At 47.3% G+C, this 24931-nt stretch carries 28 protein-coding genes and 1 riboswitch; of the genes, 2 read left to right on the top strand and 26 right to left on the bottom strand.

Going from position 1 to position 24931, the window contains the following annotated elements; all coding sequences use genetic code 11:
• Positions 1-38: 38 nt before the first annotated feature.
• Positions 39-290 (top strand): hypothetical protein, encoded by a 252-nt coding sequence (locus tag FYJ39_RS01385; protein ID WP_235919696.1) that lies wholly within the window; start codon positions 39-41, stop codon positions 288-290.
• A 242-nt stretch (positions 291-532) separates the two neighbouring features.
• Here the strand turns inward: FYJ39_RS01385 and FYJ39_RS01380 are convergent, their stop codons facing one another.
• The 13 genes from FYJ39_RS01380 to FYJ39_RS01320 form a co-directional block, all read right to left on the bottom strand.
• Positions 533-1807: an adenylosuccinate synthase gene (locus FYJ39_RS01380; RefSeq protein ID WP_154470674.1), complete on the bottom strand. Its 1275-nt coding sequence runs from the start codon at positions 1805-1807 to the stop codon at positions 533-535.
• Positions 1808-1943: 136 nt separating this feature from the next.
• On the bottom strand, positions 1944-2843 hold the full coding sequence (locus FYJ39_RS01375) for a LysR family transcriptional regulator (protein ID WP_287847408.1): 900 nt from the start codon (positions 2841-2843) through the stop codon (positions 1944-1946).
• A 193-nt stretch (positions 2844-3036) separates the two neighbouring features.
• Positions 3037-4473: an adenylosuccinate lyase gene (gene purB / locus FYJ39_RS01370; RefSeq protein ID WP_154470673.1), complete on the bottom strand. Its 1437-nt coding sequence runs from the start codon at positions 4471-4473 to the stop codon at positions 3037-3039.
• Positions 4474-4510: 37 nt separating this feature from the next.
• On the bottom strand, positions 4511-4705 hold the full coding sequence (locus tag FYJ39_RS01365) for a hypothetical protein (RefSeq protein WP_154470672.1): 195 nt from the start codon (positions 4703-4705) through the stop codon (positions 4511-4513).
• Positions 4706-4764: 59 nt separating this feature from the next.
• Positions 4765-5472, bottom strand: coding sequence for a phosphoribosylaminoimidazolesuccinocarboxamide synthase (gene purC / locus FYJ39_RS01360; protein WP_154470671.1), 708 nt, complete (start codon positions 5470-5472; stop codon positions 4765-4767).
• A gap of 164 nt (positions 5473-5636) precedes the next feature.
• Positions 5637-5810: a hypothetical protein gene (locus FYJ39_RS01355; protein ID WP_154470670.1), complete on the bottom strand. Its 174-nt coding sequence runs from the start codon at positions 5808-5810 to the stop codon at positions 5637-5639.
• Between the two features lie 350 nt (positions 5811-6160).
• On the bottom strand, positions 6161-6484 hold the full coding sequence (locus FYJ39_RS01350) for a hypothetical protein (protein ID WP_154470669.1): 324 nt from the start codon (positions 6482-6484) through the stop codon (positions 6161-6163).
• Positions 6485-6587: 103 nt separating this feature from the next.
• Complete coding sequence (gene dapB / locus FYJ39_RS01345) at positions 6588-7346, bottom strand: 4-hydroxy-tetrahydrodipicolinate reductase (protein WP_154470668.1); 759 nt, start codon at positions 7344-7346, stop codon at positions 6588-6590.
• A gap of 36 nt (positions 7347-7382) precedes the next feature.
• Positions 7383-8267, bottom strand: a complete 885-nt coding sequence (gene dapA, locus FYJ39_RS01340; RefSeq protein WP_154470667.1) for a 4-hydroxy-tetrahydrodipicolinate synthase — start codon at positions 8265-8267, stop codon at positions 7383-7385.
• Positions 8268-8367: 100 nt separating this feature from the next.
• A riboswitch (Lysine riboswitch) is annotated at positions 8368-8546 on the bottom strand.
• Between the two features lie 272 nt (positions 8547-8818).
• Positions 8819-9331 carry a cob(I)yrinic acid a,c-diamide adenosyltransferase gene (locus FYJ39_RS01335; protein WP_154470666.1) on the bottom strand — a complete coding sequence of 171 codons (513 nt, stop codon included), beginning with the start codon at positions 9329-9331 and terminating at the stop codon, positions 8819-8821.
• A 137-nt stretch (positions 9332-9468) separates the two neighbouring features.
• Positions 9469-10098, bottom strand: coding sequence for a single-stranded DNA-binding protein (locus FYJ39_RS01330; RefSeq protein WP_154470665.1), 630 nt, complete (start codon positions 10096-10098; stop codon positions 9469-9471).
• Between the two features lie 198 nt (positions 10099-10296).
• Positions 10297-12126 carry a translational GTPase TypA gene (gene typA / locus FYJ39_RS01325; RefSeq protein WP_154470664.1) on the bottom strand — a complete coding sequence of 610 codons (1830 nt, stop codon included), beginning with the start codon at positions 12124-12126 and terminating at the stop codon, positions 10297-10299.
• 129 nt (positions 12127-12255) lie between these two features.
• Complete coding sequence (locus FYJ39_RS01320) at positions 12256-12906, bottom strand: YigZ family protein (RefSeq protein WP_287847416.1); 651 nt, start codon at positions 12904-12906, stop codon at positions 12256-12258.
• Between the two features lie 230 nt (positions 12907-13136).
• Between FYJ39_RS01320 and FYJ39_RS01315 the strand changes: the two genes are divergently transcribed.
• Complete coding sequence (locus FYJ39_RS01315) at positions 13137-15836, top strand: transglycosylase domain-containing protein (RefSeq protein WP_154470662.1); 2700 nt, start codon at positions 13137-13139, stop codon at positions 15834-15836.
• Positions 15837-15897: 61 nt separating this feature from the next.
• Here FYJ39_RS01315 and FYJ39_RS01310 read toward each other — a convergent pair whose 3' ends face one another.
• The 13 genes from FYJ39_RS01310 to FYJ39_RS01255 all read right to left on the bottom strand — a co-directional run bounded on the left by FYJ39_RS01310 (position 15898) and on the right by FYJ39_RS01255 (position 24921).
• Positions 15898-16251, bottom strand: coding sequence for a SpoVA/SpoVAEb family sporulation membrane protein (locus FYJ39_RS01310; RefSeq protein WP_154470661.1), 354 nt, complete (start codon positions 16249-16251; stop codon positions 15898-15900).
• 12 nt (positions 16252-16263) lie between these two features.
• Positions 16264-17283, bottom strand: a complete 1020-nt coding sequence (gene spoVAD, locus FYJ39_RS01305) for a stage V sporulation protein AD (protein ID WP_154470660.1) — start codon at positions 17281-17283, stop codon at positions 16264-16266.
• A 106-nt stretch (positions 17284-17389) separates the two neighbouring features.
• Positions 17390-17845, bottom strand: a complete 456-nt coding sequence (locus FYJ39_RS01300) for a SpoVA/SpoVAEb family sporulation membrane protein (RefSeq protein WP_154470659.1) — start codon at positions 17843-17845, stop codon at positions 17390-17392.
• 32 nt (positions 17846-17877) lie between these two features.
• Entirely contained in the window at positions 17878-18321 is a 444-nt protein-coding gene (locus FYJ39_RS01295; protein WP_154470658.1) for a stage V sporulation protein AB, read from the bottom strand.
• Positions 18308-18934, bottom strand: coding sequence for a stage V sporulation protein AA (locus tag FYJ39_RS01290; RefSeq protein WP_154470657.1), 627 nt, complete (start codon positions 18932-18934; stop codon positions 18308-18310). The genes FYJ39_RS01295 and FYJ39_RS01290 overlap by 14 nt, the downstream gene beginning before the upstream one ends.
• On the bottom strand, positions 18931-19170 hold the full coding sequence (locus FYJ39_RS01285; protein ID WP_154470656.1) for a hypothetical protein: 240 nt from the start codon (positions 19168-19170) through the stop codon (positions 18931-18933). The genes FYJ39_RS01290 and FYJ39_RS01285 overlap by 4 nt, the downstream gene beginning before the upstream one ends.
• A gap of 260 nt (positions 19171-19430) precedes the next feature.
• Entirely contained in the window at positions 19431-20150 is a 720-nt protein-coding gene (locus FYJ39_RS01280) for a SigF/SigG family RNA polymerase sporulation sigma factor (RefSeq protein WP_154470655.1), read from the bottom strand.
• A gap of 5 nt (positions 20151-20155) precedes the next feature.
• Positions 20156-20605: an anti-sigma F factor gene (gene spoIIAB / locus FYJ39_RS01275; RefSeq protein ID WP_407923817.1), complete on the bottom strand. Its 450-nt coding sequence runs from the start codon at positions 20603-20605 to the stop codon at positions 20156-20158.
• A 14-nt stretch (positions 20606-20619) separates the two neighbouring features.
• Positions 20620-20961 carry an STAS domain-containing protein gene (locus tag FYJ39_RS01270; protein ID WP_154470654.1) on the bottom strand — a complete coding sequence of 114 codons (342 nt, stop codon included), beginning with the start codon at positions 20959-20961 and terminating at the stop codon, positions 20620-20622.
• A gap of 110 nt (positions 20962-21071) precedes the next feature.
• Positions 21072-22376 (bottom strand): tetratricopeptide repeat protein, encoded by a 1305-nt coding sequence (locus FYJ39_RS01265; RefSeq protein ID WP_154470653.1) that lies wholly within the window; start codon positions 22374-22376, stop codon positions 21072-21074.
• Between the two features lie 9 nt (positions 22377-22385).
• Positions 22386-22526 (bottom strand): hypothetical protein, encoded by a 141-nt coding sequence (locus tag FYJ39_RS20400; RefSeq protein WP_178258052.1) that lies wholly within the window; start codon positions 22524-22526, stop codon positions 22386-22388.
• Positions 22527-22538: 12 nt separating this feature from the next.
• Positions 22539-23861 carry a bifunctional folylpolyglutamate synthase/dihydrofolate synthase gene (locus tag FYJ39_RS01260; RefSeq protein WP_353847282.1) on the bottom strand — a complete coding sequence of 441 codons (1323 nt, stop codon included), beginning with the start codon at positions 23859-23861 and terminating at the stop codon, positions 22539-22541.
• 157 nt (positions 23862-24018) lie between these two features.
• Positions 24019-24921 (bottom strand): DMT family transporter, encoded by a 903-nt coding sequence (locus FYJ39_RS01255; RefSeq protein ID WP_154470651.1) that lies wholly within the window; start codon positions 24919-24921, stop codon positions 24019-24021.
• Positions 24922-24931 lie beyond the last annotated feature (10 nt).

The following is a 24931-nucleotide window of genomic DNA, read 5'->3' as shown; positions in this document are numbered from 1 at the left end:
AACCTTACGCTTAATTTATAGAAGGAGAAAATTAACCCATGAAGTTAAAACGAATCATGGCCCTGGCAGGAGCTATACTGCTGGCCGGACTTTTCATCGCTGCCATAGTTCTAGCGGTTACAGGAGCGCCGAAGGAGCAGCTGATGGCGGTGTTCTTTTCCATCGTATTTCTTTCCGTCCTGTTTTACGCCATAGGGCTTATGACCCGTGTTCTAAAAAATTCACGTAATACACCTAAGGATCACAAGCTGATGGAAAGGAAAGGCGGCTTCCAACATCCAAAGGACTGACCGAACTGTTCATTTGCGCCTGAGCCACAGAGGTAATTCTATCTCACTCTTTCATCACATTCAGGCTCAGAGCATCTACCCTTTGTTCATTCATGCGTTTGTCATATGGGGTTCGTTCTTCATGAAAATGTGGTACAAAAATACGGTTCCAGTAGCCAAAGACTACTTGGAACCGTGTATTTTTCTTTCATCTGCGGCCGGGCGTTGGCCAGCCGCCGGTGTGTCTCCTTTCTTTTTTCCCTCTATCTCATAATAATATCATCCCGTCCCGGACCATTTGAAACCATAGTAATTGGCGCCTCTATCTCCTTTTCCACAAACTCGATGTATCTGCGGCAGTTCTCCGGCAAATCCCCGTACCTTTTAATGCCCCGGATGTCGCATTTCCATCCGGGAAGCTTTGTAAATACAGGCTTCGCTTTTTCCAGTCTGGCAGTATCCGGAAAATCACGTGTAACCTGTCCTCCAATCTCATATCCCACGCACACAGGAATTTCCTCCAGGTATCCCAGCACATCCAGAACCGTAAAAGCTACCTCTGTAGTCCCCTGAATCCGGCATCCATATCTAGTAGCCACTGCATCAAACCAGCCCACACGTCTTGGACGTCCTGTGGTAGCTCCATATTCTCCACCGTCGCCGCCCCGGTGTCTAAGCTCCTCCGCCTCATCACCAAATATCTCGCTAACAAAGGCTCCCGCCCCCACTGCGCTGGAGTAAGCCTTTACAACTGTGGTGATATTCTGAATCTCATAGGGAGGAATACCTGCTCCAACAGCGCCGTAAGCAGCCAGAGTGGAGGATGAGGTTACCATAGGATAAATTCCATGATCCGGATCTTTTAAAGACCCAAGCTGCCCCTCTAAAAGAATCCTCTTTCCCTCCTTAATCGCATCATAAAGATAAGCTGACGTATCGCATACATATGGCTCAATCATATCCCGGTAGCTGAAAAGCTCCTTCAGAATTTCCTCCGGTTCCAGCGTTGGCTTGTGATATAAATGCTTTAGTATCACATTTTTCTGCTCGCACACCCGATAAGCCTTCTCCTTTAACAGCTCCTGGTCAAACAGCTCGCTGACCTGAAAGCCGATCTTTGCATATTTATCAGAATAAAAGGGAGCAATACCCGACTTCGTAGAGCCAAAGGACTTTCCTGCCAATCTGGCCTCCTCGTAGGTATCAAACAGCACATGGTAAGGCATCAGTATCTGAGCTCTGTTGGAAACCAGAATACGGGGTTTTGGAACCCCTCTATCCACCAGAGACTGAACTTCCTTTACCAAATAGGGAATATTTAAGGCAACTCCATTGCCGATTACGCTGGTCGTATGCTGATAGAATACTCCAGATGGGAGAAGATGAAGTGCAAATTTACCATAATCGTTAATAATGGTATGACCTGCATTGCTTCCTCCCTGAAAACGGACAATAATATCAGATTCTTTAGCAAGCATATCCGTAATTTTCCCCTTGCCCTCGTCACCCCAATTCGCACCTACAATCGCTCTAACCATACAAACATCCTCCTTCGGTTATCTCCCACATACATTCGTTGGATCAATCTGTTGCATTTATCTTGTCCGTTCTTACTTTACTATATCACGCTCCATAAGTAAAGACGTTCTTTATTATAATCCCCATAACCTTTTCTTATAGCAAATTTCTTTCCTCTGTTATCATATCCAGAAGCCTTCTTCCAGGTGCCGAGATCAAATTAGATACACCGGTGACTACCGAAATATAACGTCCCGGCATTTCCCTTTCAAATCTTAGCTTAAATACCTCTCCTGCCCCCAGGGCACCCTCGGCAAAGCCTTCCATCACACAGCCAATCCCCATATTCCGCTTTGCAAACTGGACAATCATGTCACTTGTGGCAAGCTCAAACTCCGGCTTTAGAACAATCCCCTGCTCCTCCATAAAATCATCCATGAAGGTTCGGGTGCTTGTATTCTTCTCCAAAAATATACATGGCAGATCGCAGAGAGCCTTATACTCCAGCACCATCCCCTTAAGATATTTGAAGCTGCTGCCGCCTATAAACACATTATGTATTTTCTTTACCCGGCTCTGCCTTACTGTACTCTTGCAGACAAAGGGAGTAGTTACCACACCGAAATCTATTTTCCCATCCTCCAGGCTTTTGATAGTTTCCGGCGTGGGCGCATTTGTCACATTCACCTTGATTCTGGGATATTCCCTATGAAAACGCTCCAGAAAGGGAAGTAGAAAAAACTGCAGCGTCATGTCGCTGGCCCCGATACGCACCTCCCCCATATCCATATCCAGCAGCCGCTTTACCATCTGTTCCCCCTCCAGCAAGCTTTCCACCCCAATTTTCACATAGCAAAACAGAAGTTCTCCTTCTCTGGTAAGCTGAACACCCTTGGAGGTTCTGAAAAACAGCCGTGTCCCTGTCTCCTTCTCCAGCTGCCTTACAGCCTGGCTTACAGCAGGCTGGGAGATACACAGCTCCCTGGCCGCTGCAGTCAGGCTTCCATGAATACATACGTAGTAAAACACTCTGTAATACTCCAAATTTACGTTCACCCATTATACCTCCTTCTGTTCCTCCCAGTCAGTACTTCCTGACAGGCATCCTTTTTCTTTTATTCCTTTTTAATTCCTTCCTTAATGGCCCGGTTTCCTGCTCCTTTTCTGCTCTCTATTATACATGATTTCCAGCAAAAAGTAAAAAAGGAAGCTGCTTGCTGCAGCCTCCTTCCTTCCATTCCTATAGAGCCTATACATTAATTTCAGCTTTCATTCCCAAAACCTGGGCGTTCTCCTCCAGCACCGGCTTTATAACCTCCTCCAGAAACTCCTCTACCTGCTTTGGCGCACGTCCTATATAAAGAGAAGGATTCATGGTATTTTTAAGCTCCTCAGCAGTCAGGTTAAAAGCAGGATCTGCCGCAATCAGCTCCAACAGGTTATTATCAAGGCCCAGTTCCTTTACGTTCTTCCCCGCCTCCATGGACAGTTCACGGATACGCTCATGGAGCTCCTGGCGGTCCCCGCCTGCCTTAACCGCGTCCATCATAATATTTTCTGTTGCCATAAAAGGAAGCTCGGACATAAGGCGCTTTTCAATCACCTTGGGATATACGACCAGACCGTCCACCACATTCAAATACAAATCCAGAATTCCGTCCACGGCCAGAAATCCTTCCGGCACAGACAGCCGCTTGTTGGCGGAGTCATCCAGCGTCCGCTCAAACCACTGAGTAGAGGCCACCAGCATAGGATTCATCATATCGCTCATCACATAATTTGCCAGTGAAGCAATGCGCTCGCTGCGCATAGGATTGCGCTTATAGGCCATAGCAGAGGAGCCTATCTGCTTTTTCTCAAAGGGCTCCTCCACCTCCTTCAGATGCTGAAGAAGGCGTATATCATTGGAAAACTTGTGAGCGCTTTGAGCGATTCCGGCCAGAACGCTTAGCACACGGCTGTCAACTTTTCTGGAGTAGGTCTGACCAGACACAGGATAGCTGCCAGCAAAGCCCAGCTTCTCCGCAATTCTGTCGTCCAGCCTGCGGCATTTCTCGTGATCTCCGTCAAAGAGCTCCAGGAAGCTGGCCTGAGTTCCAGTGGTTCCCTTAGAGCCCAAAAGACGCATAGAGCCTATGAGATAATCCAGATCCTCTAAATCCAGCTTAAGCTCCATCATCCAAAGGGTAGCGCGCTTTCCCACCGTGGTAGGCTGAGCCGGCTGAAAATGGGTGAAGGCCAAAGTAGGCATGTCCTTGTAGCTTTCCGCAAATTTGGCCAATTCCGCCAATACATTAATCAGCTTCCTGCGAACCAGCCTAAGAGCCTCAGTCATAATAATAATATCTGTATTATCACCTACATAGCAGGAGGTTGCGCCCAGATGGATAATCCCTTTTGCCAAAGGACACTGAACGCCGTATGCATATACATGACTCATAACATCATGGCGCACTTCCTTTTCACGTGCCTTGGCCACATCGTAGTTGATATCCTCCGCATGGGCTTTCAACTCCTCAATCTGCTCTCTTGTAATATTAAGTCCCAGCTCCTTCTCTGTCTCAGCCAGGGCAATCCAAAGACGTCTCCAGGTTCTGAACTTCTTATCCGGCGAAAAGAGATACTGCATCTCCCTGCTGGCGTAGCGCTCAGAAAGAGGGCTTACATATTTGTCATAGTCACTCATGTTATATCCTCCATCCTATTTCTATTCGTTTACCATTCTAGCACAGGAAGGGCGGGCTTTCAACTGCTCCCAAAACCGTTCCGGCTCTGATGCCGCTGGCCTTACAGAAGCCTCCAATGCGATTCAGCTTCTTTCCCGAATGGTTCCTTCCATTCGATTCAAACATCTCCTCACCTATGTTCATAGCTGCCTCGGCAGCTGACGGCTCGGAGCGTGTATCGGATCTTATCAAAATACGCTCTTAAGAAAGTAACGCCTGAGTATGGCATACCCAGGCGTTTTATGTAGTATTTACTGAATTCCCAGTCTTTTGAATACTTCCTCATATGCATCCTCAACGCCGCCCAAATCTCTTCTGAACCGATCCTTGTCCAGCTTCTCGTGGGTATCCTTATCCCAGAGACGACAGGTATCAGGAGAAATTTCATCTGCAAGAATAATCTGGCCATGGAAGCGTCCGAACTCAATCTTAAAGTCAATAAGGTCAATGTTGAGTTTGTCAAAGTAATGCTGGAGAACCTCATTTACCTGAAAGGCGTATTGGGTGATCTGGCCGATTTCCTCCTGACTGGCAAGTCCCAGGGCCAGAGCGTAATAATCATTAATGAAGGGATCTCCCAGGTCATCATTCTTATAGCTGAATTCAAGGGTAGGGCATTTGAACTTGACTCCCTCTTCCATCCCCATCTTCTTTGAGAAGCTGCCTGCTGAATAATTGCGGATAATGACCTCCAAGGGAACTATATCCACCCTTTTGACAGCAGTTTCCCTGTCATTTAGTTCCTTCACCAGATGAGTTGGAACGCCCCGCTCCTCCAGCTTTTTAAATATAAAATTGGTCATGCGGTTGTTAATAGCTCCCTTTCCAACAATGGTTCCCTTTTTCTCTCCATTAAATGCAGTCGCATCGTCCTTATAGGAAACGATTAATACATCCGGCTCCTCTGTTGCGTAGACCTTTTTAGCCTTGCCTTCATAGAGCATCTCTTTCTTTTCCATGGATTTCCACCTGTCCTTTTCATTATATTAGTATGGCTGCGTTGATATAGATTTATAAGCTATTAATATAAAAGAATATTGTTTCAGAAGAAATTATAATACATTCTAAAGATGAATACAAGCAACGCACTCATTATAATTCCTAATAAATGGTTAAAACCATGCTAATCATTCACCGTCTGGCTGCTCTCCTTGATTCTGAAAATTTGGATAGCCTTTTCATCAAAAAGAATCCTCACTCCCTCCTTTACGGTAGTCCCCTCTCCGGCCTCTCCAGGGACGGAAAAGGTGTGGCAGCTGTCAGTCTGTATCTGCTCCTGCCATACCTGAACCTGCACAAGCCTCCTGAACTCCCTCCTTAGATGCCGGTTTATACTCAACATCCATATTACCAACAGGAAGGCTGCCATCCCAAATACAAGCCTAATGGTTTCTTTGCTGATCCATAAGCATTTTGATCGTGCAGACAACCTAACAGCAGACAGACGGCATTTTCTTATATAACACCGGTCAAGGTATTTCACCTGATTCCCCTTTCCCGTACGCTCCATATTCTCATTATAGGCAAAAACAATCTCATGGGCAAGCCTGAATGGTATTTAATTTCTCATAATCAAAAAGAATCCTCTCTGTTCCAGTTCCCGAATAGAAAGAATTCTTTTTGAGCAGCCTATATATCTCCCTTTTATTAGCGGCTTGTCTCTGTAGCTGAGTGAGTTGTATCTGCGGCTGTGGTAGACTCTCGTGCACCACTCTCCATACTGTTGCCGGCTGCATCCATCCCCTTCTCAACATCATCCACCACACCATTGATGATTCCTTCCTTCGTTGCGCCCTCTGAGGTGGTATTCATAGATGAGGTACTTGGCGTAGTAGAGGAAGCCGCTGAAGTTGAAGACTGGCTGGCGCCTGTTGTTGTCTGGGTATTGGAATTCTTGCTACCACAGGCAGTAACAGATAAAACCATAAGGAACATGAACATTGCTAAAATAATTGGTCTGATTTTTTTCATAATAGCATTCTCCTTTCGTTTGCTATCTTTATTATGCACTGTCGGAAAGCACTTTATGATGGAATCTTCTTACTATTTTAGCAATATATGGATATTTCTCCAATTAAAACTGTATCACATCTGCCATGGTATAACGGCCCGGCCCTTTACCTGCCAGGAATTTCGCAGCTTCCAGCGCCCCCTTTGCGAAGATAGCCTTGGAATAGGCCCTATGGCTAAAGGTTACTACCTCGTCCTTGCCTGCAAAAATCACGTCATGCTCTCCCACAATGGAGCCGCCCCGCACGGCTGAGATGCCAATCTCCTTTCCATCCCGTTTCTGGCGTCTGGAGCTCCGGTCATAAATGTAGCTGTACTGATTATCCATGGCTCCATTGATTGAGTCTGCAAGCGCCAGAGCCGTCCCGCTGGGAGCGTCCATTTTTTGATTGTGATGCTTCTCCACGATCTCTATATCAAAGCCGGCCCCTGCCAAAACCCTGGCGGCATCCTGAACCAGCCTCATGAGAAGATTAACCCCCAGAGACATATTAGCGGAACGAAGAATGGCTGTCTTTTCACTTGCCTCCTCCACATGCTTTATCTGCTCCTCTGACAACCCTGTCGTACACAAAACCACTGGGATCTGATGAACACTGCCATATGACAGCAGACCGTCCACTGCCTTTGCCGAGGCAAAATCTACAATCACATCTGCCTGCACATTACAGTCCTCCAAAGCGGCAAATACCGGATAACCGTTATCCCTGCAATCATATAAATCAATTCCTGCCACAATCTCTATATCCCTATCCTCCGCAGCCAGCGCGGTAATCACCTGTCCCATGGCTCCATTGCAGCCGTGCATTATCATTTTTACCATCTGTCCTTTACGCTCCTTTGTTGTCGTTAAGATCGCCTATAAGAGGCCGTAAGCGGTCATAGCCGCCTTTAACCGCTCCTGATTCTGGGGCTCCATTGTGGTCAGAGGCATGCGCATCGGCCCCACCTCCTTACCCATCAGATTCAGAGCCGCTTTTACAGGAATCGGATTCACCTCGCAGAACAACTCTGTAACCAGAGGAATAGCTGCCAGCTGAAGAGCCGCGCTTCTGGCTGTATCTCCCGCAAAATAGGAGGCGCAGATCTCATGTGTCTGACGAGGCGCAACATTAGAGAGTACCGAGACAACACCCAGACCTCCCAATGAAAGGAGGGGTACAATCTGGTCGTCGTTGCCAGAATACAGATCAATCCTTCCATCTGCCAGGCTCATCAGGGTCGCAATGGCTGAGAAATTACCGCTGGCCTCCTTCACCCCAACAATATTACTTACATTTTTACAAAGCTTAGCAATGGTATTAGGCTGAATCGTAACTCCGGTTCTCCCAGGAATATTATAGAGAAGAATCGGAATCTTTACTCTGTCCGCAACGGCTGTAAAATGAGCCTCCAGCCCCTTCTGGGTAGCCTTGTTATAGTAAGGAGAAACAAGCAAAAGTCCATCCGCCCCTCTGCGTTCCGCCTCCTCAGAAAGATAAATGGCCGTCTCCGTACAGTTGGAGCCTGTGCCTGCTACCACAGGTATCCTGCCCTTTGTCACCTTGCATATATATTCAATTACATCCAGATGCTCCTCGTGGGTCATAGTAGATGCCTCTCCGGTGGTGCCGCAGGCAATGATAGCATCTGTTCCTCCTGCTATCTGCTCCTCCACAAGAGCCTCTAATTTGTCATAATTCACTTCACCTGTAGCCGTAAAAGGCGTAACCAGAGCAACGCCCGCTCCTTTAAAAATTGCCATATTTTCTTTCTCTCCTCTTTTATAAACATTCTGGAAAACAAAAAGGGCTGAGGTAAATGTCAGCCCTTCCAATGCGTATCGCATGTAACACGAATCCACGTTCTTCAGTAGCTCCCCATCCACCTGGATGACAGTCATATGATTCTTTACCATATGCCCAGAAGGAAGCAGCCGCAGGGTTCGCTTTCTTCTTCGGCGTCTTTCCCTTTCCTAAGCCCTCATCTGTGCCTGCCACATACGGCCTACCTACTTATGATCGACGCAACCTCTACTTTATGATTGTTACTAGTAATATATTAGCATTCCATGAAAATAATGTCAACCATCTTTTTACACTTGGACTCCTCATAATGTTTACAACATTAAAATCAAATAAAAGAGGGACATCTTAAAAGTCAGGCAGAGAACAAGTACTTGTTTGCAGCTATGTACAAATTAATATCAGGCAAACTCAATGCCGTATCACTTTCTCTTTCATTTGTACTGTCACAAAAGCAGGCGTCCAACCGCTTGCAGTTCAACGCCTGTCTCCTTCTATAATTGATGCCAAATCATTCCTCCGGGTGCTCATATGACTGCGTAGTAAGCCTGGTAACCTCATCCACATATCCGTTCAAGGTTTCAGGATACACTGCGCCTGTCAAGATCAGCTCAATCTGCGCCTGCCTTGCCTGCTCGATCACAGCAGCCAGCTCCTCAAAGGTTATAATTCCCTCGTCCAGGATTCCCAGAAGCTCATCCAGAATCAGAATATCGCACTCTCCGGTGACCAGCACCTTCTTTGCAAAATTCAGGCCATTGCGGATGCATATACTGGCCTCCTCCTTCTCTTCCCCCGTAAGGCGGTCAAAGAATACCGGCGTTTTCTCGAAGCGGAACAGCTTGAACTCAGGCTCCAGACGCTGTATGATTTCCATATTATCCGAATCCAGAGCTCCTTTTAAAAATTGAACCATGATGACACACTTTCCTCTTGCCAAAGCGCTGATTCCCCTGCCCATGGCGCTGGTGGTTTTCCCCCGGCCAGATCCGCAGATAACCTGTATCATGCTTTCTTTCATCATTATGCACCTCATGCTTTACTTGCTTTTTCTTCCATTCATTCTCATATCAGAGACTTTGCTCATAATAGCATAGATTGATCATTTTTGCAAATATTTCTTACATTTTCCGAAAGAAATTCCAAAGACAGCCCATTCTCTTACGCCTCTTCACATTCCATCTTGCTGATGGACACCTCGTAGGCAACACGCTTCTCGCACTCTGTTTCGGAAAGCTTTTTGGTGTATTCACGGCTCTGTACACGGCCCCAGATGCGTACTCTGGCTCCTACCTCAAAGCCGGAGGCGTAGCGGGCATTGCGGCCCCAGCTGATGCAGGGTATGTAATCCGACTTGCCATAGGGACGGTTTACTGCCAGTAAAATGTCGGCAATCTCACGTCCAAGAGGAGTCTTCCGGTAAATAGGCTGCTTGCAGATATATCCGTCCAGAAATATCTGGTTGGTCTTGGTATAGTCTGTAAATTCCTCCATAAAATGCACCTCCCTGACAAAGATGGAAAGCATCAGGCGGTTCTTTATACCTTCATGGCGGTTATAGGAGCGGAACTGTCCAATGGCTTCAATGGTTCTGCCGGTGTAATCCTGATGTACATCCAGAAGGCGCTCTGATACCATAAGCGGAATGGTATCCGCCTGATCGCTGAGCCTGTTTACCGCTACCTCTACCATGTAGAATCCTTCCCCAAATACTTCATGGCTGAATGTAAAGCCGGATACGATTTCTCCAATCACGTTTACCTTGTTGTTTTCAATCATTTTTTCTGACATAGTACCTCTCCTCTTTGATTTACATAATTTTTTATTCTGCCGTTTTTATGTTTTTCATCCTGTTTCTCTTATTTTCGTACGGCACATAGATAGTTTATGAGAAGGTCGTCTGTAATAGACCAAAAAAAGCAGCGAATCCTGCCAGAAGTTTTCGACAGAATCCGCCTTTTTACTCTAAAATATTTGTGATTTTTTATTTTACTTCTTAAATGACGCTCTTTTTCGCAGGGTTGGATCCAGAATTTTCTTGCGGATTCGCAGGCTCTCAGGCGTTACCTCCAAAAGCTCATCTGTATCAATAAAGTCCAGGCACTGCTCCAGGCTCATAATCCTGGGTGGTGTAAGCTTTAACGCCTCGTCCGCGCTGGAGGAACGTGTATTAGTCAGCTTCTTGGTCTTGCAGACGTTAATCTCAATATCCTCTGCCTTGGGACTCTGGCCCACTACCATACCTGCGTATACCCTGGTTCCGGGCCCGATAAACAGGGCGCCTCTCTCCTGGGCATTGAATAATCCATAGGTAATTGCCTCCCCTGCCTCAAAGGCTATAAGAGAACCGGTCTGCCGGTAGAACAAATCACCTTTATACTCCGCGTAGCCGTCAAATATCGTATTTAAGATACCATTTCCCTTAGTGTCTGTCAGAAAATCGCCACGGTACCCGATAAGTCCCCTGGAGGGAATGGAAAATTCTAGTCTGGAGTATCCTCCTGCCGCCTGGCTCATCCCCTGAAGAGAGCCCTTGCGGCTGGTCAGCTTCTGGATCACAACGCCTGTATACTCCTCCGGCACATCCACATAAGCCAACTCCATAGGCTCCAGCTTTCGGTTTCTTTCATCATATCGGTAAAGAACCTCCGCCTTACTTACCGCAAACTCAAAGCCTTCCCGGCGCATATTTTCAATCAGAACCGACAAGTGAAGCTCCCCCCGGCCGGAAACCTTAAAGCAATCAGCGGAATCAGTCTCCTCTACCCTCAGACTTACATCTGTATTTAGCTCCCTAAAAAGCCGGTCGCGAAGATGGCGGGAGGTAATAAACCGGCCCTCCTGGCCTGCCAGAGGACTATCATTCACCATAAAATACATGGCAATGGTAGGCTCAGAGATCTTCTGGAAGGGAATAGCCTCCGGCTTCTCGGCAGAACAAATGGTATCTCCAATATGGATATCTGCAATGCCGGAGATAGCCACGATAGCTCCAATGGACGCCTCCTGAACCTCCACCCGCTTTAAGCCGTCAAATTCGTAGAGCTTGCCGATTTTAATTTTTTTAAACTTATCCGGGTCATGATGATTCACCAGAACACACTCCTGATTTACCCTAAGACCTCCATTGTCAATCTTGCCGATACCGATACGGCCTATAAACTCATTATAATCAATGGTGCTGATCAATACCTGGACAGGAGCCTCAGGGTCTCCTTCGGGAGCTGGTATGCTGTTTACAATGGCCTCAAAAAGCGGGCTCATATCCACCTCCGGGTCATCCAGCTCCTTCTTTGCAAATCCGGCTCTTGCCGAAGCAAAGATAAAGGGACAATCCAGCTGCTTGTCAGAGGCGTCCAAATCCATCATAAGCTCCAGGGTTTCATCAATTACCTCCCCAGGCCGGGCCTCCGGGCGGTCAATCTTATTCACGCACACAATCACCGGCAGATCCAGCTCCAAAGCCTTCTGAAGCACGAACTTTGTCTGGGGCATAGGGCCTTCGTATGCATCCACTACCAGCACAACGCCGTTGACCATCTTGAGAACCCGCTCTACCTCTCCGCCGAAATCCGCATGTCCCGGCGTATCAATGATGTTAATCTTGGTATCCTTATAAAATACGGCTGTATTTTTGGACAGTATGGTGATTCCCCGTTCACGCTCAATGTCATTGGAATCCATCACACGCTCCTGTACCTCCTGATTTACACGGAATACGCCGCTTTGCTTTAAAAGCTGATCTACCAATGTAGTTTTACCATGATCTACATGAGCGATAATTGCAATATTTCTAATGTCTTTTCGTTTCATCTTCATAGTGAATTCTTCTTCCTTGTTTATATAGGCCGGCTTACGTCTTTAGCCACGGTTTTATAGTATAGCATTGAAATTTACAGATTGCAAGGTGTTTTCTCGTAAAAACAAGGCGTACAGCCCCCCTTTTTTTTAAAATACAATCAATCCTCCATCTGCCCTTCCATAATAGACCTCATCTACCTTCCAAATCTTGACTCTCCCGCCTGCAGCCTCTGTTATCTGGTTTCGGAAGCGCTTCTCCTTATCCTCAGGCACAAGAAAGGTAAAGGCCACCTTTTCCGTATACTGGCTATCCAGAAGGTTGATGGATTCCTGGGCCGCGATGTACTGTATCTTCCCCGCGCCGCTGTAATCGACAGTTACCTCCAGTTTGGCCGCAGGTTTCTTTTCCACAATGACACAATTTAAAAGTCCCTCCTTCACTGCCCTGGAATATGCCCGCACCAATCCGCCTGTTCCCAAAAGAACCCCTCCAAAATACCGGGTTACAACCGCACATACATCATGAAGCTTCTCCCCAGTCAGCACATCCATCATCGGCTTTCCCGCAGTCTGAGAAGGCTCTCCGTCATCGCTGCATCTGGCCGTCTGTCCTCTGTCTCCAATAATATAGGCAAAGCAGTGATGTCTTGCATCCCAGTACCGCTTCCTTGTCTCCTCAATAAAGGCCAGAGCCTCTTCCTCTGTCCTTACAGGCCGTATGTCCGCAATAAACCGGGACTTTTTCTCCACCAGCTCGCTGCTTCCCTCCCGATACAAGATTCTATAAGCTTCTGCCACTTTCTCTGCTCCTTTATATTGAATTACAGGCAGCTTCCTACACAATACGACCTTCTTCTGCCTGTTTTTTATCATAATATAGAACCTGGGCGATAGCAAGAACATATTTATGCCTTTTCATTTTTACAAAACTGGTGTATAATCTACAGGATAGGCTGCAGACAAGCCTGATACCATCTGCATCATAGGCATTACATGATAGCTTTATGCGAAAAGGAGAATCTGCATATATGAACTATGGGAAGCATGAGGCTGAGCACAGGCTCAGATCTCTTCATTCTAAATCGGGCAAATACGCCTCAAAGCTGATCCTGAATGTGTTTAAGGCGCTTTTTGTCCTGATTCTGTTTCTGGCAGTCGTAGGTGTGTCCATCGGTTTTGGCATGGTTAAGGGTATTATTGACAACGCTCCTTCCATTGACATTCTAAATATTCAGCCTGACCGCTTTGCAACCACTGTCTATGACTCTGCCGGAAATCTGACAGATACCCTGGTAACTACCGGCTCCAACCGCGAGGCAGCCACCTATGAGGAGCTGCCTGAGGACTTAATCAATGCTTTTGTGGCAATCGAGGACTCCCGTTTTTGGAGCCATAACGGCATCGACGTCCGCTCCATTGCCCGTGCGATCAAAGGACTTATCAGCAACGACTACGCAGGCGGCGGAAGCACCATCACCCAGCAGCTGCTTAAAAACAACGTGTTTTCAGGCGGTATGGAGACAGGCTGGGGCGCTAAAATCGAGCGTAAGCTCCAGGAGCAGTACCTTGCTGTCCAGCTGGAAAAAAACTCCGGTATGAGCAAGGAGGAAACAAAAAAACGTATTATCACTGATTACTTAAACACCATTAACCTTGGCAATAATACTCTTGGAGTAAAGGTTGCCGCCAGACGGTATTTCAACAAGGAGGTATCAGATTTGACCCTGTCCGAATGCACCGTGCTGGCATCCATCACCAAAAACCCTTCCAGGCTCAATCCTATCTCCGGCCGCGAGGATAACGCAAAGCGGCGTAAAATTGTTCTCCAGTATATGGTTGAACAAGGTTACATCACCAAGGCACAGCAGGAGGAAGCTCTGGCAGATAATGTTTATGACCGGATACAGAACGTAGATACGGCTGCCAAGGCTACCAGCACACCCTACAGCTATTTTACGGACGAGCTGATTGAACAGGTTATCACCGACCTTATGGAAAAGCTGGATTATACGGAAAATCAGGCCAGCAATCTGCTCTATTCAGGAGGTCTACAGATTTACACCACACAAGATCCTCGCCTTCAGGAAATTGTGGATGAGGAGATCAACAATCCTGACAACTATACCGCAGCAAAATATTCGGTTGAGTACCGTTTATCAGTTACCCATTCCAATGGGGAGACAGAGCATTTCTCTGAAGAAAACCTAAAGACCTTCCGCAAATCCATATTGGGAGACGCCTCCTTTGAGGGGTTATATGGCAGCGAAGAAGCCGTAAAGCAGGATATTGACCAGTATAAGTCATGGCTCCTTAAGGAGGGAGATCAGATTATTGGCGAACGCACCAGCCTGACCTTGCAGCCACAGGCTTCCTTTGTCCTTATGGATCAACACACAGGCGAGGTAAAGGCCCTTTGCGGCGGCCGGGGCCAGAAAACAGCCAGCCTGACCTTAAACCGTGCTACCAATGTTTACCGTCAGCCCGGCTCCGCCTTTAAAACCATAACAGCCTTTGCCCCGGCCCTGGATGCATGCGGAGCTACTCTGGGTACGGTATACTACGACGCTCCCTATACCATAGGCTCTAAAACCTTCCGCAACTGGTGGAATTCCAGCTATGGCTTTCAGGGCTATCACAATATTCGCGAGGGAATTATCTACTCTATGAACGTCATCGCTGTCCGGTGTCTTATGGAAACCGTTACCCCGCAGTTAGGTATTGAATATGCGGAAAACATGGGTATTACCTCCCTTGTTAAAGAGGACTTAGGGGCTGCAACTGCCCTTGGCGGCATTACAAAGGGCGTATCCAACCTGGAGCTGACTGCCGCCTACGCCACTATCGCTAACGGAGGAGTCTACACGAAACCCCGTTTTTACACGAAAATACTGGATCATGACGGCAAGGTTCTGATTGATAATGGGCCTGAAACCAGACAGGTTTTAAAAGATTCCACTGCCTTTCTTTTAACTGACGCACTGTCAGAATCCATGAAGAGCAACCGGCTCTATGCCAGGCCAGGAATCTCCATCAACTCTACCAGCACCAGAGCAGCTCTAACTGGCATGTCAGCAGCAGGCAAAAGCGGTACCACCACCTCCAACAATGATATTTGGTTTGTAGGCTATACGCCCTACTATACGGCAGGTATCTGGGGAGGATGCGATCAGAATCAAAAGCTAAAGCACGGCAATGTAAACAATGGAGGCACCTCCTTCCATAAGGATATCTGGCGCAACATTATGAACCGTGTGCATGAAGGGCTGGAAGATCCCGGCTTTCCAGTTCCTGACAGCGTGGAAACGGCTCAAATATGCCGCAAATCCGGCAAGCGGGCCGTATCTGGAGTATGTACAGAAGATCCTAGAGGCAATGCTGTATACACCGAATATTTTGCAAAAGGAACGGCTCCCACAGAGGTATGCGATAAGCATGTGGCAGTTACGGTTTGCGCTCAATCAGGTATGCGTCCCACACCTTACTGCCCTCTAAAAAGCTCAAAAATATGTATGGTGCTGCCTGACGGTGAGGAAGGCGTCACTGATGATTCTTATTTTGGAATACCGGGCTACTGCCCTCTTCATTCTAATATTTCTACCATTATTCCTCCTGTGCCGGGTGAGAGCGGAGGAGACAGCATAAATGTACAGCCTATCGGTCCAGGATACCAGACCACCCCTGCCTCTCCTGCAACAGAGGGGTATGGGCCTGGAAACCTTCCGTATTAAATATTTAACCTGCAGGATGCGCGCCTGTCATATGGCTTCTGTCCTGCAGGTTATTTCCTATCTATTTCATCTTTGGCTTAAAGATAAGAGAAGCCAGATAGCCAAATACCAGGGCTGCGCATATGCCGGCGGCGCTGGCCGTAAGCCCTCCCTTGAACGCTCCCAAAAGTCCTTCCTGTCCAATGCCCTCTTTTACACCCTTCCACAAGGTGTTTCCAAATCCCAGAAGAGGAACTGTAGCCCCTGCCCCTGCCCACTTGGAAAATGGCTCATACAGTCCCACAGCTCCCAGCACAGATCCACAGACTACCAAAAGCACCATAATCCGTCCCGGCATCAGCTTGGTCTTTTCCATCAGAATCTGCACCAGGGCACAGATAATTCCTCCTATAAGAAATGCTTTCACATAATCCATTTAGTATTCCTCCTATTCAATATGCTCTATCATCACGGCATGAGCAATACCCGGAATGGTCTCTCCCTCATTGAAACTGACAGTAGACAGCAGTGCGCCTGTTGGCACAAACAGCACCCGCTTCCAGGTTCCACTCTGAACCTTAGGCAGAATATAGGAGCAGAAGGTAACAGCAGAGCAGCCGCAGCCGCTTCCTCCCGCATGGGTATCCTGCTGCTCCTTATCATATATTTCAATTCCGCAGTCCATAAGAATCGGCTCCAGATCGTGTCCTTTATTCTTCATAAATTCCAGCAGAATCCTCCGCCCCACCTCTCCAAGATCACCGGTGATGATTTGGTCATAATAGCTTTCATTGATCTGAAAATCCTCCAGATTCTGTTCAATGGTGTGAAATGCAGCCGGAGCCATGGCCGCTCCCATATTCATAGAATCCTTGGCCCCCATATCCACCATACGACCTGTAGTGATCCCTGTTATCTTTGCCATACCGCTTTTCCGATCCCCAGCCAGCACTACCGCTCCACAGCCGGTCACTGTCCAGGTTGCGGAAAGGGGACGCTGGTTTCCATATCCCAGTGGAAACCGAAATTGCTTCTCTGCTGTGGCAAAGTGACTAGAGGCCATAGACATCACCTGCTTGGCATAGCCTGCATTGACGGCCATAGCTCCAAGGCTCATAGCTTCCCCCATGGTGGAGCAGGCCCCGTAGAGGCCAAAGAGAGGTATCTCCAGATCCACTGTGCCAAAGGAAGTGGCAATCAACTGCCCCAGCAGATCTCCTGCAAAGAGATATCTCAGATCTCCTTTTCGGATTCCTCCCTTTTCAATTACCAGATCGGCTGTCTGTTTCTGCATGGCGCTCTCAGCCTGCTCCCAGTTATCCTTGCCAAACATATCATCCTGCTCCACCTGGTCAAACAAGGCACCCAATGGGCCCTGTCCCTCCTTCCTTCCAACTACGGCTCCGGCGCTGATAATAACCGGAGGATTATCAAATTCTATACTAGCCTTGCCCTTCATCTGTCCCATCTGCTACCTGTCTCCTTCCTGCCATATGTCTGCATCCAGAAAACCGCTGCCAGCCGTCCTCTGTTTCCTGTTACATTCACCACCCAAAGCTCTCCCTGGGTACACTTTAAAGAATTCCAAGCCACTGAAGCAGCCAGTATCCAACACCCAGAAGCCAGGAGCTTAAAAGCCCGTACAAAATCACAGGGCCGGCAATAGTAAATATTTTGCATCCAACACCGAATACCTCTCCTTCCGCATGAAACTCAATCGCAGGAGCTGCCACAGAGTTTGCAAAGCCTGTAATTGGAACCAACGCACCTGCTCCTGCAAATTGAACAAGCTTCGGAAATATATTAAGACCTGTCAGGATAATACTTAGAAGTATCAGCTCCAAAAGCATCCAGACCCCTGCTGTTTCCTGATCCATTCCCAACTGACTCATCATAACATTTATGGACAGCTGACCCAGCGCACAGATACTGCCACCCACCAGAAATGCTGCAGCCATGTTTTTAAACATACTGTGGGTAGGCGTTATCTCTTTTACAAATTCTTCATATTTCTTCTTATCTACTTCCATATAATCTCCTTCCAACTGCTGCTAGCCGGCCTTCAACCTAAGGATGCCATTTTCTGCCAGAAATAAAGAAGAGAGCCTGTCATTTTCCCTGCTGCCAGCGCCAGTATAAGATACTGAAGCCCCACGGCCAGATGTATCCTTCTTGATATTGTAGGAAGCGCCTTTAATGTTTCTGCCAATGACATAACCAAACAGCCTACGAAAATTCCCACAGACAGGCCGCAGATTCCTAAAAGCAAATGACCTGTGAAACCACCTATGGCAATCGGAAACTCATAAATATCCATAATGTTTCCAATCACCCCTCCCAAAATAATCACTGTCTCATAGAGAAATATATGCTTCCTGGTACCGGTTTTCCCCATCAATCGCACAAATACGCCGATAATAGCCAAAAACGCATAAACGCCGGCCGCTATAACGCCGCCGGCGCAAAGACCGAAAAATGCCAGCAAAACCTTTTTAAGTAATATCAATGTGCGTCTCCTTTCTGCCGTTATTAGCTATAAGAGTTTTACTGATATTATCCTCGTACAGGCGCATTTCCACTTCCAGAGGCGTTGGATCCGTATTTAGCTTGACAGATGCAAAATGGTTAAAGAACACGATAATTCCTACGGCAAGCCCTATGGAGTAGCTGATTTCCAGTATAGAAAAGCCGCCGGATTCATAGCCCATCACCAGACGATAAATCTCGCTGAATACATCCGTTACACTGACATCGTTGTTAAAGGTCATGATAGCAAAGGCCGCTCCAAAAAAACAGATTGCGCATACAAAAGCAGCTTTCATCCACTCCCATACATGTCTGGGAGGTGTGGGAGGCTTGTAGGCAATAATAAAATCCACCTCTCCAACATTGTTCACCTGAATGGTAGAGTCCATTTGAACCAGCTTGTCAATTACCTCCAGTGCGCTCATCATATAATGCCGCTTTGCATCCACCTTGATAGACTTCACCTTCATGGCATTGCACTTGTTTAGAATATTTGTATCGTCACAATAAACCTCAGCAACATCCTTTAAGACTACTTCCTTGTGAGTCAGCTCTGTTATCTGGTTTAATTTAAGATAGACTGTATGGTTCATAATCCCTTTCCGCTCCTTTGCATCTCCTCTTCTCCGTATACCATGGCCCTGGGATTCGTTACAAAGGCTGGTAATGCCGGCCCTATATCTGTCCTTTGCTCCTCCCATACAAGAGTTCCTTCCTTTTCATACCCCTTATCCTTCATACCTGAGGAGATATACCACACCAGCCCCCCTACCATTAAAAGGGCTGCTATCACTGCCAGAATCTCACACACACGCCTACCAAAATCCATCGTAATCACATCCTTTTCTTATACGCATTGTTATCTGGTTCTGCTAGTAGTATGGATGAAATAATTTTATTTTATTCTGATTTTAATTCGATAAGGTTTGTTTAAACGACGGATTTAATAAAAATAAAACACAGTTCCAAAGGCTATAAAAGCCGCTTGGAACTGTGTGCTCCTATTTCAGAGAGACTGATTTTGATTCAAGCTGCCATCACAAGTATCTGTTGCAACAGCTCCTTATCTTTTCTAAGTTTCTGTATGGATTAACCTTCATAACGCGCTCGCATTTCCTTCAAAATACGCTTCTCCAGCCGTGATACCTGAACCTGTGAGATTCCCAGCTCCCCTGCAATCTGGGTTTGCGTCTGATTATAAAAATACCTTCTTACAATAATATCCCTTTGCTCTTCTGTCAGTCCCTCCATCAGCTCCCTTAACACCATCCGGTTCAGCAGCTCCTCGTGCCTGTTATTCTCCTCCTCCAGCCTGTCCATCAGACAGGTGGTATTATCATCCTTTCCTCCAGCCGGCTTGTAAAGAGATTCCACCTCAGCGGCGGCCTCTAAGGATGCAGCCACCTCCTCACGGCTGGTGTCCAGGTGTCTGGCTATCTCCTCAATGGTAGGCTCACGGCCCAGTGCATAGGTCATCTCTTCCCTGGCTGCCCTGACCCTTATTCCAAGCTCCTTGATGGAACGGCTTACCTTAATCATACCGTCATCCCTTAAAAACCGTTTTATCTCCCCTGTAATCATAGGTACTGCATAGGTGGAAAATTTTACATCAAAGCTGGTATCAAACTTATCAATGGCCTTTATAAGTCCGATACTGCCAATCTGAAACAGATCCTCCATTTCGTATCCACGCCCAGAAAATCTTCTGACAATGCTCCAGATAAGTCCCACATTGTCCATAACCAATCGATCTCTAGCGTCTTTATCCCCGTTGTGAGCCATATGAATTAATTCCATAGTCTCATCCATAGGCGTCACCTGCCAATGTATTTCTTCATGATTACCACTGTTCCTTCACCGGGCTGTGATTGCACATCCACCTGATCCATAAATGCTTCCATAAATGAAAAACCCATACCGGAGCGCTCTCCCTCAGGATCGGTCGTGAACATAGGCTCCATGGCCTGCTTCACATCTGGAATACCTACGCCTGTATCCTTTACCTGTACCGTAAGCTCCCGTTCTTCCACATCGGCTGTGATGTCCATATACACCACGCCTCGCTCTCCCCGGTAGCCGTGGATGATCGCGTTGGTCACAGCCTCGCTGACTGCTGTTTTTACATCATCTACCTCCTCCAGCGTAGGATTCAGCCTGCTCATAAACACGGCAGTTACGACTCTGGCAAACTCCTCGTTCTGGGAAAGGCTGTCCATCTCCAGCTTTAAATGTTCCTTGTTGTTCTCCATCCTCTTATCCTCCATTTTTCCTTCTCCCCCTATGAGTTTATAGCTTCTTCCCTGCTCTCATGCCCTTCCAGCAGCCGCTTCATGCCTCCCAGCTCTAAAATCCGCTTCACCTGAGAACCCGCGCCGTAATACGCCACCGTTCCTCTACTGGAAGCCATTTGCTTGTAACGGTTCAGCAATACCCCGATTCCTGAAGAATCCATAAATGTGGTATGGGTAAAATCAAATACAATCCGGTTAATATAATTCTCTGCAAGCAGCAAATCCGTATCACGCTTCAAGCTCCTGCAGTTGTGGTGATCCAGCTCCTTTGGCAGATGTATAATCAGCATCCGCTCCCTGGCCTCATAGGTAAATGATGTATGTTCCATCCCTTGATGCTCCCTTCTTAGAGAAATATGAAAAAAGATACTACAAAAGAATCCTTCTTTTTCTTTCGTAGTATCTAATCTTTTATCTTTCCAACTAGCCATGTCCGGTTTTAATATCCCCTGGCATTCTTCGCCCGAGCTGCATACTCAGAATCAGGAAACTCGCCAACAATCTTGTCAAAGGCAGCGTTGGCATTCTCCGTATCTCCCCCTGCCTGGTAAAGGCGTCCCACATAGAAAAGGGCCTCTGCATTATCCGGCCGGATGGCAAGGCTGGCTTTAAAGAGCTCCAGCGCCTCTGTCTTGTTTCCTCCATTCCAGAGGCTTAAGCCCTGATCGACCAGCTTCTGGTACACATTGGCCTCCATATCCTGCCGGATATCCTCCACGATAGCCTTCATCCCTTCATCCTCAATCAAATCAAAGCCAGCCCCTGCAAATGCCCTGGCAGCCGACACATAATCCCCGGCCCGGTAGCTTTGGAGAATGGCAATCAGCTCCTGATACTGTGCCATAACGCTGGTGTTTCCTGTGGTAAGCTCATCCAGTCTTGCCTGTACCTCCTTTGCCTGGGCCTCCAATAGGTCATAATCGTTCTGCAGCATATCGTTCTTCTGGTTAGCGCTGTTTAGCTTCTGCATGTATACCATAATGGCATCATCCCTTTGGCGCTTCAGCTCCTTCGTCTTAGCCGGAAGGATAAGAAAAAGAAACGCGAACATACCCAGCACCAGACCGATAATAATATGGAGCACTGTGGAAATTCCGGTGGATTCCCTGTAAGTGTTGGGAATAATAACATCGTCATCCTCCATCTTCCTGTGTGAAAAGGCTTTCACCATTTTACGCTTTTCCGCGTCGGCACGGCCTGTATTCTGCTTTACAATCGACATATAATAAAGAGCCTTCTGATTGCTCTTATCTATCTGGAGAATCTTATACAGGGAACGGCCTGCCTTGCTGTAATCCTCCCTTCCCATGTATAAAAGAGCCAGAAGCAGATGCGCCTTTACAAAATTAGGGTTGGATTCCACCACCCTGGCAAGCTGAAGAATCGCCAGGTCATCGCTGCCGTTTTGAGCATGCAGCAACGCCTGGTTGAAGGTTTTTACATTCTGGCTCTCCCTCTCCAGCTGTCCGGGCTTTCTCTGTATCTCGTCCAGATAGTGATCCGCCAGATTATGATCCGGCTGCAGGTTCATGCTGATCACCCACTGAACCAGGGCGTCGGCCACCTCACCGTTTTCATAGTATATTAATCCTAGCAGGTTCCGGGCGTCTGTCTGATATTTATTGAAATGCAGACTTTTCTTCAGACACTGGGCAGCTCCCGACAAATCCCTTATCCTGGCCTTCTCAAGGCCCAGATTATAGAAGCTGTTGGCAATCTGCTGGTTCTTTCTTCCATAGTCCATATGCACCGCCTACTTTTCTGTTCTCTCTTTTATCAGCTCCATCATGATGTCCGTCATATCTGTCAAATCGCTTTTAACAATAGCGTCCTCCACTTCCTCAACATCCAGACTAGGCTTAAAGCGTTCAATCTCATCTTCAAAATCAATCATATATTCTCACTCCTATTCGTCCAGAGAGGCCTTAATCTCCCCTATCAGGTATAGAGAGCCTGCGCAAAATAAAAGCTCTCCTTTGCTCCTCTCCCTCATGTCTTCCAGAGCGCTGCGGGCGTCCTCATAGGCAATGACCTCACAGGAAGCCATCCCTTCAAACACCTCTACAAGGGCGCAAGCCTCCATTCCTCTTTGGCAGTTGATATGAACCACACCGATAGCCGCCCAGTCGAGGCTGCTGCAAAGCTGCCGGGCCATAGCCTGATAATCCTTATCAGATACAGCGCCAAACAGCAGATACGGCTTCCTTCCCATCCTCTTTTCAATCTCCCCTGCCGTCTCCAAAAAAGCGCTGATCCCTCCCGGATTATGGGCTCCGTCCAGATAAATTCCGGGAGCAGCCTGCTCCATTCGTCCTGGCCAGGTGGTTTTTTTTATGCCAGCTATTATCTGATCATTGGTTATATTCCAGAAGCCTCTGCTTTCAGACTCAGCAGGGGAATTCCACTGACTTTCCTGTTCCTCTGTCAGCATCCTTCCTTCCCATCTCAGCACATCTAAGGTACGGACTGCCAGCATGGTATTCTCTGCCTGATAAAAGGCTTCAAAAGGGATCTTCAGCTTCAGCCGATCCCCCTGGAGCATTCGGGCGCTGATCTCCAGCCATCCGTCTCCCACGTCCTCCACACGGAAATCCTCACGCCCCACAGGATAGCGGGCTGAGCCTGCGCGAAAGGCCTGTCCCTCAATAACGGCTGAAATCTCCCTCTGCCTGCCGGCAAAGATAACAGGCGTCCATTTTTTAATGATGCCAGCCTTCTCTCTGGCTATCTTAATCAGCGTGTCACCCAGATACTGCGTGTGATCCATACTAATAGAGGTAATAACACAGGCACTGGGCTTTTCCAACACATTTGTGGTATCCAGCCTCCCCCCCATTCCTGTCTCCAGAACCATTACATCCACTTTCTGGCGCTTAAATATCACCATGGCCATATAAAAAAGGAATTCAAAAAAGGTAGGGTGGCAATACCCTGTTTTTTCCATCCTTCGGCTGACCTTTAACACCTCATCAAAGGACTCCTCAAAAGCGGCCTCCTCCACCCTCTTTCCATTAATCAGAAACCGCTCCCTCACCTCTACCAGATGAGGTGAAATAAAGGTGCCTGTCTTATATCCTGCTTCCTTTAGCATGGAGGTAAGAAAGGCGCACACGGAGCCCTTGCCATTGGTGCCTGCCACATGAATCGCTGGTATTTCTCTGTCAGGATGTCCCAGCGCTCCCAAAAAATCCCTAACATCCTCCAGAGAATTCTTTTTTCTAGTCCACATTGGAATCTGTTTTAAATATGCTCCGGCATTTCCCATATTCTAACCTTTCTAAAAGCCTGTCTGCCGGATTGGCCAGACAGGCTTTTATAATCTTAACCTAATTTTCAGGAATAATCAACCGTATATTCTCGCCGTCCTTCGTTTTTTACCGACAAATTCAGCCATCCGCAGCCTTCTCTCTGCTTTTTTGTCCCACCGGAATCTGAGCCAATATAATAGCTGCGAACATGAGGATACAGCCAAATATCTCCTTTAAAGACAACCTCTGCCCCAGGATTGCCCACCCTGCCAGTACCGAGATACAAGACTCCAAACTGAGAATAAGGGACGCTATGGCAGGATTCATCCCTCTCTGTCCCACAATCTGCAGCGTATAGGCTACACCGCAGGACAGAATACCCGCATATAGCAGGGGCATCCAGGCTATCAGTATCTGGCTTATATTTGGCGTTTCCCAGATGAGCATGGCGATACCGGACAAAATACCGCTGACAAACAACTGGATACAGGACATTTTCATCCCACCCACTACCGGAGCAAAAAAATCAATTACCAGAATATGTATCGCAAACAAAAGAGCGCATATCAGCATCAGCAAATCCCCTCTGTTGACCTCCATCACATCTTTCGACATGCACAGCAGGTAAAGTCCTATCACAGAAAGAAAAACCGACGCGATAATGACAGGACTGCATTTCTTCTTTAAAAACAGCCCCAATATAGGAACGATTATAATGTAGCAGGCCGTAATGAATCCAGCCTTTCCCACAGTTGTATACTGAATTCCAAACTGCTGGACATTGCTGGCCAGACAAAGAGCCACGCCGCAGCAAATTCCACCGGTTATCAGAACCTTTCTGTTCCCCGCAATCACCCTACTAGAATCTTGGTTTTTATTCAAAAACCAGATAAGAGGAAGCAAAGCCGCTCCTCCCATCAGGCTTCTGACACAGTTAAATGTCAGAGGCCCTATATAGTCCATTCCCACACTCTGGGCCACGAAGGCCACACCCCATATTGCAGCTGTAAGCAGCAGCAAAATTGCATTTTTAAGCTTCATTATCTGACCT

Source organism: Clostridium porci (assembly GCF_009696375.1).
Lineage (GTDB): Bacteria > Bacillota > Clostridia > Lachnospirales > Lachnospiraceae > Enterocloster > Enterocloster porci.
Note: the sequence above shows the minus strand (reverse complement) of the source record. Positions and strands in the feature narration are given on the sequence as shown.

Excerpts from the sequence above, each read along its gene's own strand:
- FYJ39_RS01385 (WP_235919696.1), top strand. The coding sequence starts at position 39 with ATGAAGTTAAAACGAATCATGGCCCTGGCAGGAGCTATACTGCTGGCC.
- FYJ39_RS01380 (WP_154470674.1), bottom strand. The coding sequence starts at position 1,807 with ATGGTTAGAGCGATTGTAGGTGCGAATTGGGGTGACGAGGGCAAGGGG.
- purB (WP_154470673.1), bottom strand. The coding sequence starts at position 4,473 with ATGAGTGACTATGACAAATATGTAAGCCCTCTTTCTGAGCGCTACGCC.
- purC (WP_154470671.1), bottom strand. The coding sequence starts at position 5,472 with ATGGAAAAGAAAGAGATGCTCTATGAAGGCAAGGCTAAAAAGGTCTAC.
- FYJ39_RS01350 (WP_154470669.1), bottom strand. The coding sequence starts at position 6,484 with ATGAAAAAAATCAGACCAATTATTTTAGCAATGTTCATGTTCCTTATG.
- dapB (WP_154470668.1), bottom strand. The coding sequence starts at position 7,346 with ATGGTAAAAATGATAATGCACGGCTGCAATGGAGCCATGGGACAGGTG.
- dapA (WP_154470667.1), bottom strand. The coding sequence starts at position 8,267 with ATGGCAATTTTTAAAGGAGCGGGCGTTGCTCTGGTTACGCCTTTTACG.
- FYJ39_RS01335 (WP_154470666.1), bottom strand. The coding sequence starts at position 9,331 with ATGATGAAAGAAAGCATGATACAGGTTATCTGCGGATCTGGCCGGGGG.
- FYJ39_RS01330 (WP_154470665.1), bottom strand. The coding sequence starts at position 10,098 with ATGTCAGAAAAAATGATTGAAAACAACAAGGTAAACGTGATTGGAGAA.
- typA (WP_154470664.1), bottom strand. The coding sequence starts at position 12,126 with ATGAAGATGAAACGAAAAGACATTAGAAATATTGCAATTATCGCTCAT.
- FYJ39_RS01315 (WP_154470662.1), top strand. The coding sequence starts at position 13,137 with ATGAACTATGGGAAGCATGAGGCTGAGCACAGGCTCAGATCTCTTCAT.
- FYJ39_RS01310 (WP_154470661.1), bottom strand. The coding sequence starts at position 16,251 with ATGGATTATGTGAAAGCATTTCTTATAGGAGGAATTATCTGTGCCCTG.
- spoVAD (WP_154470660.1), bottom strand. The coding sequence starts at position 17,283 with ATGGGACAGATGAAGGGCAAGGCTAGTATAGAATTTGATAATCCTCCG.
- FYJ39_RS01300 (WP_154470659.1), bottom strand. The coding sequence starts at position 17,845 with ATGGAAGTAGATAAGAAGAAATATGAAGAATTTGTAAAAGAGATAACG.
- FYJ39_RS01290 (WP_154470657.1), bottom strand. The coding sequence starts at position 18,934 with ATGAACCATACAGTCTATCTTAAATTAAACCAGATAACAGAGCTGACT.
- FYJ39_RS01285 (WP_154470656.1), bottom strand. The coding sequence starts at position 19,170 with ATGGATTTTGGTAGGCGTGTGTGTGAGATTCTGGCAGTGATAGCAGCC.
- FYJ39_RS01280 (WP_154470655.1), bottom strand. The coding sequence starts at position 20,150 with ATGGATGAGACTATGGAATTAATTCATATGGCTCACAACGGGGATAAA.
- spoIIAB (WP_407923817.1), bottom strand. The coding sequence starts at position 20,605 with ATGGAGGATAAGAGGATGGAGAACAACAAGGAACATTTAAAGCTGGAG.
- FYJ39_RS01270 (WP_154470654.1), bottom strand. The coding sequence starts at position 20,961 with ATGGAACATACATCATTTACCTATGAGGCCAGGGAGCGGATGCTGATT.
- FYJ39_RS01265 (WP_154470653.1), bottom strand. The coding sequence starts at position 22,376 with ATGGACTATGGAAGAAAGAACCAGCAGATTGCCAACAGCTTCTATAAT.
- FYJ39_RS20400 (WP_178258052.1), bottom strand. The coding sequence starts at position 22,526 with ATGATTGATTTTGAAGATGAGATTGAACGCTTTAAGCCTAGTCTGGAT.
- FYJ39_RS01260 (WP_353847282.1), bottom strand. The coding sequence starts at position 23,861 with ATGTGGACTAGAAAAAAGAATTCTCTGGAGGATGTTAGGGATTTTTTG.
- FYJ39_RS01255 (WP_154470651.1), bottom strand. The coding sequence starts at position 24,921 with ATGAAGCTTAAAAATGCAATTTTGCTGCTGCTTACAGCTGCAATATGG.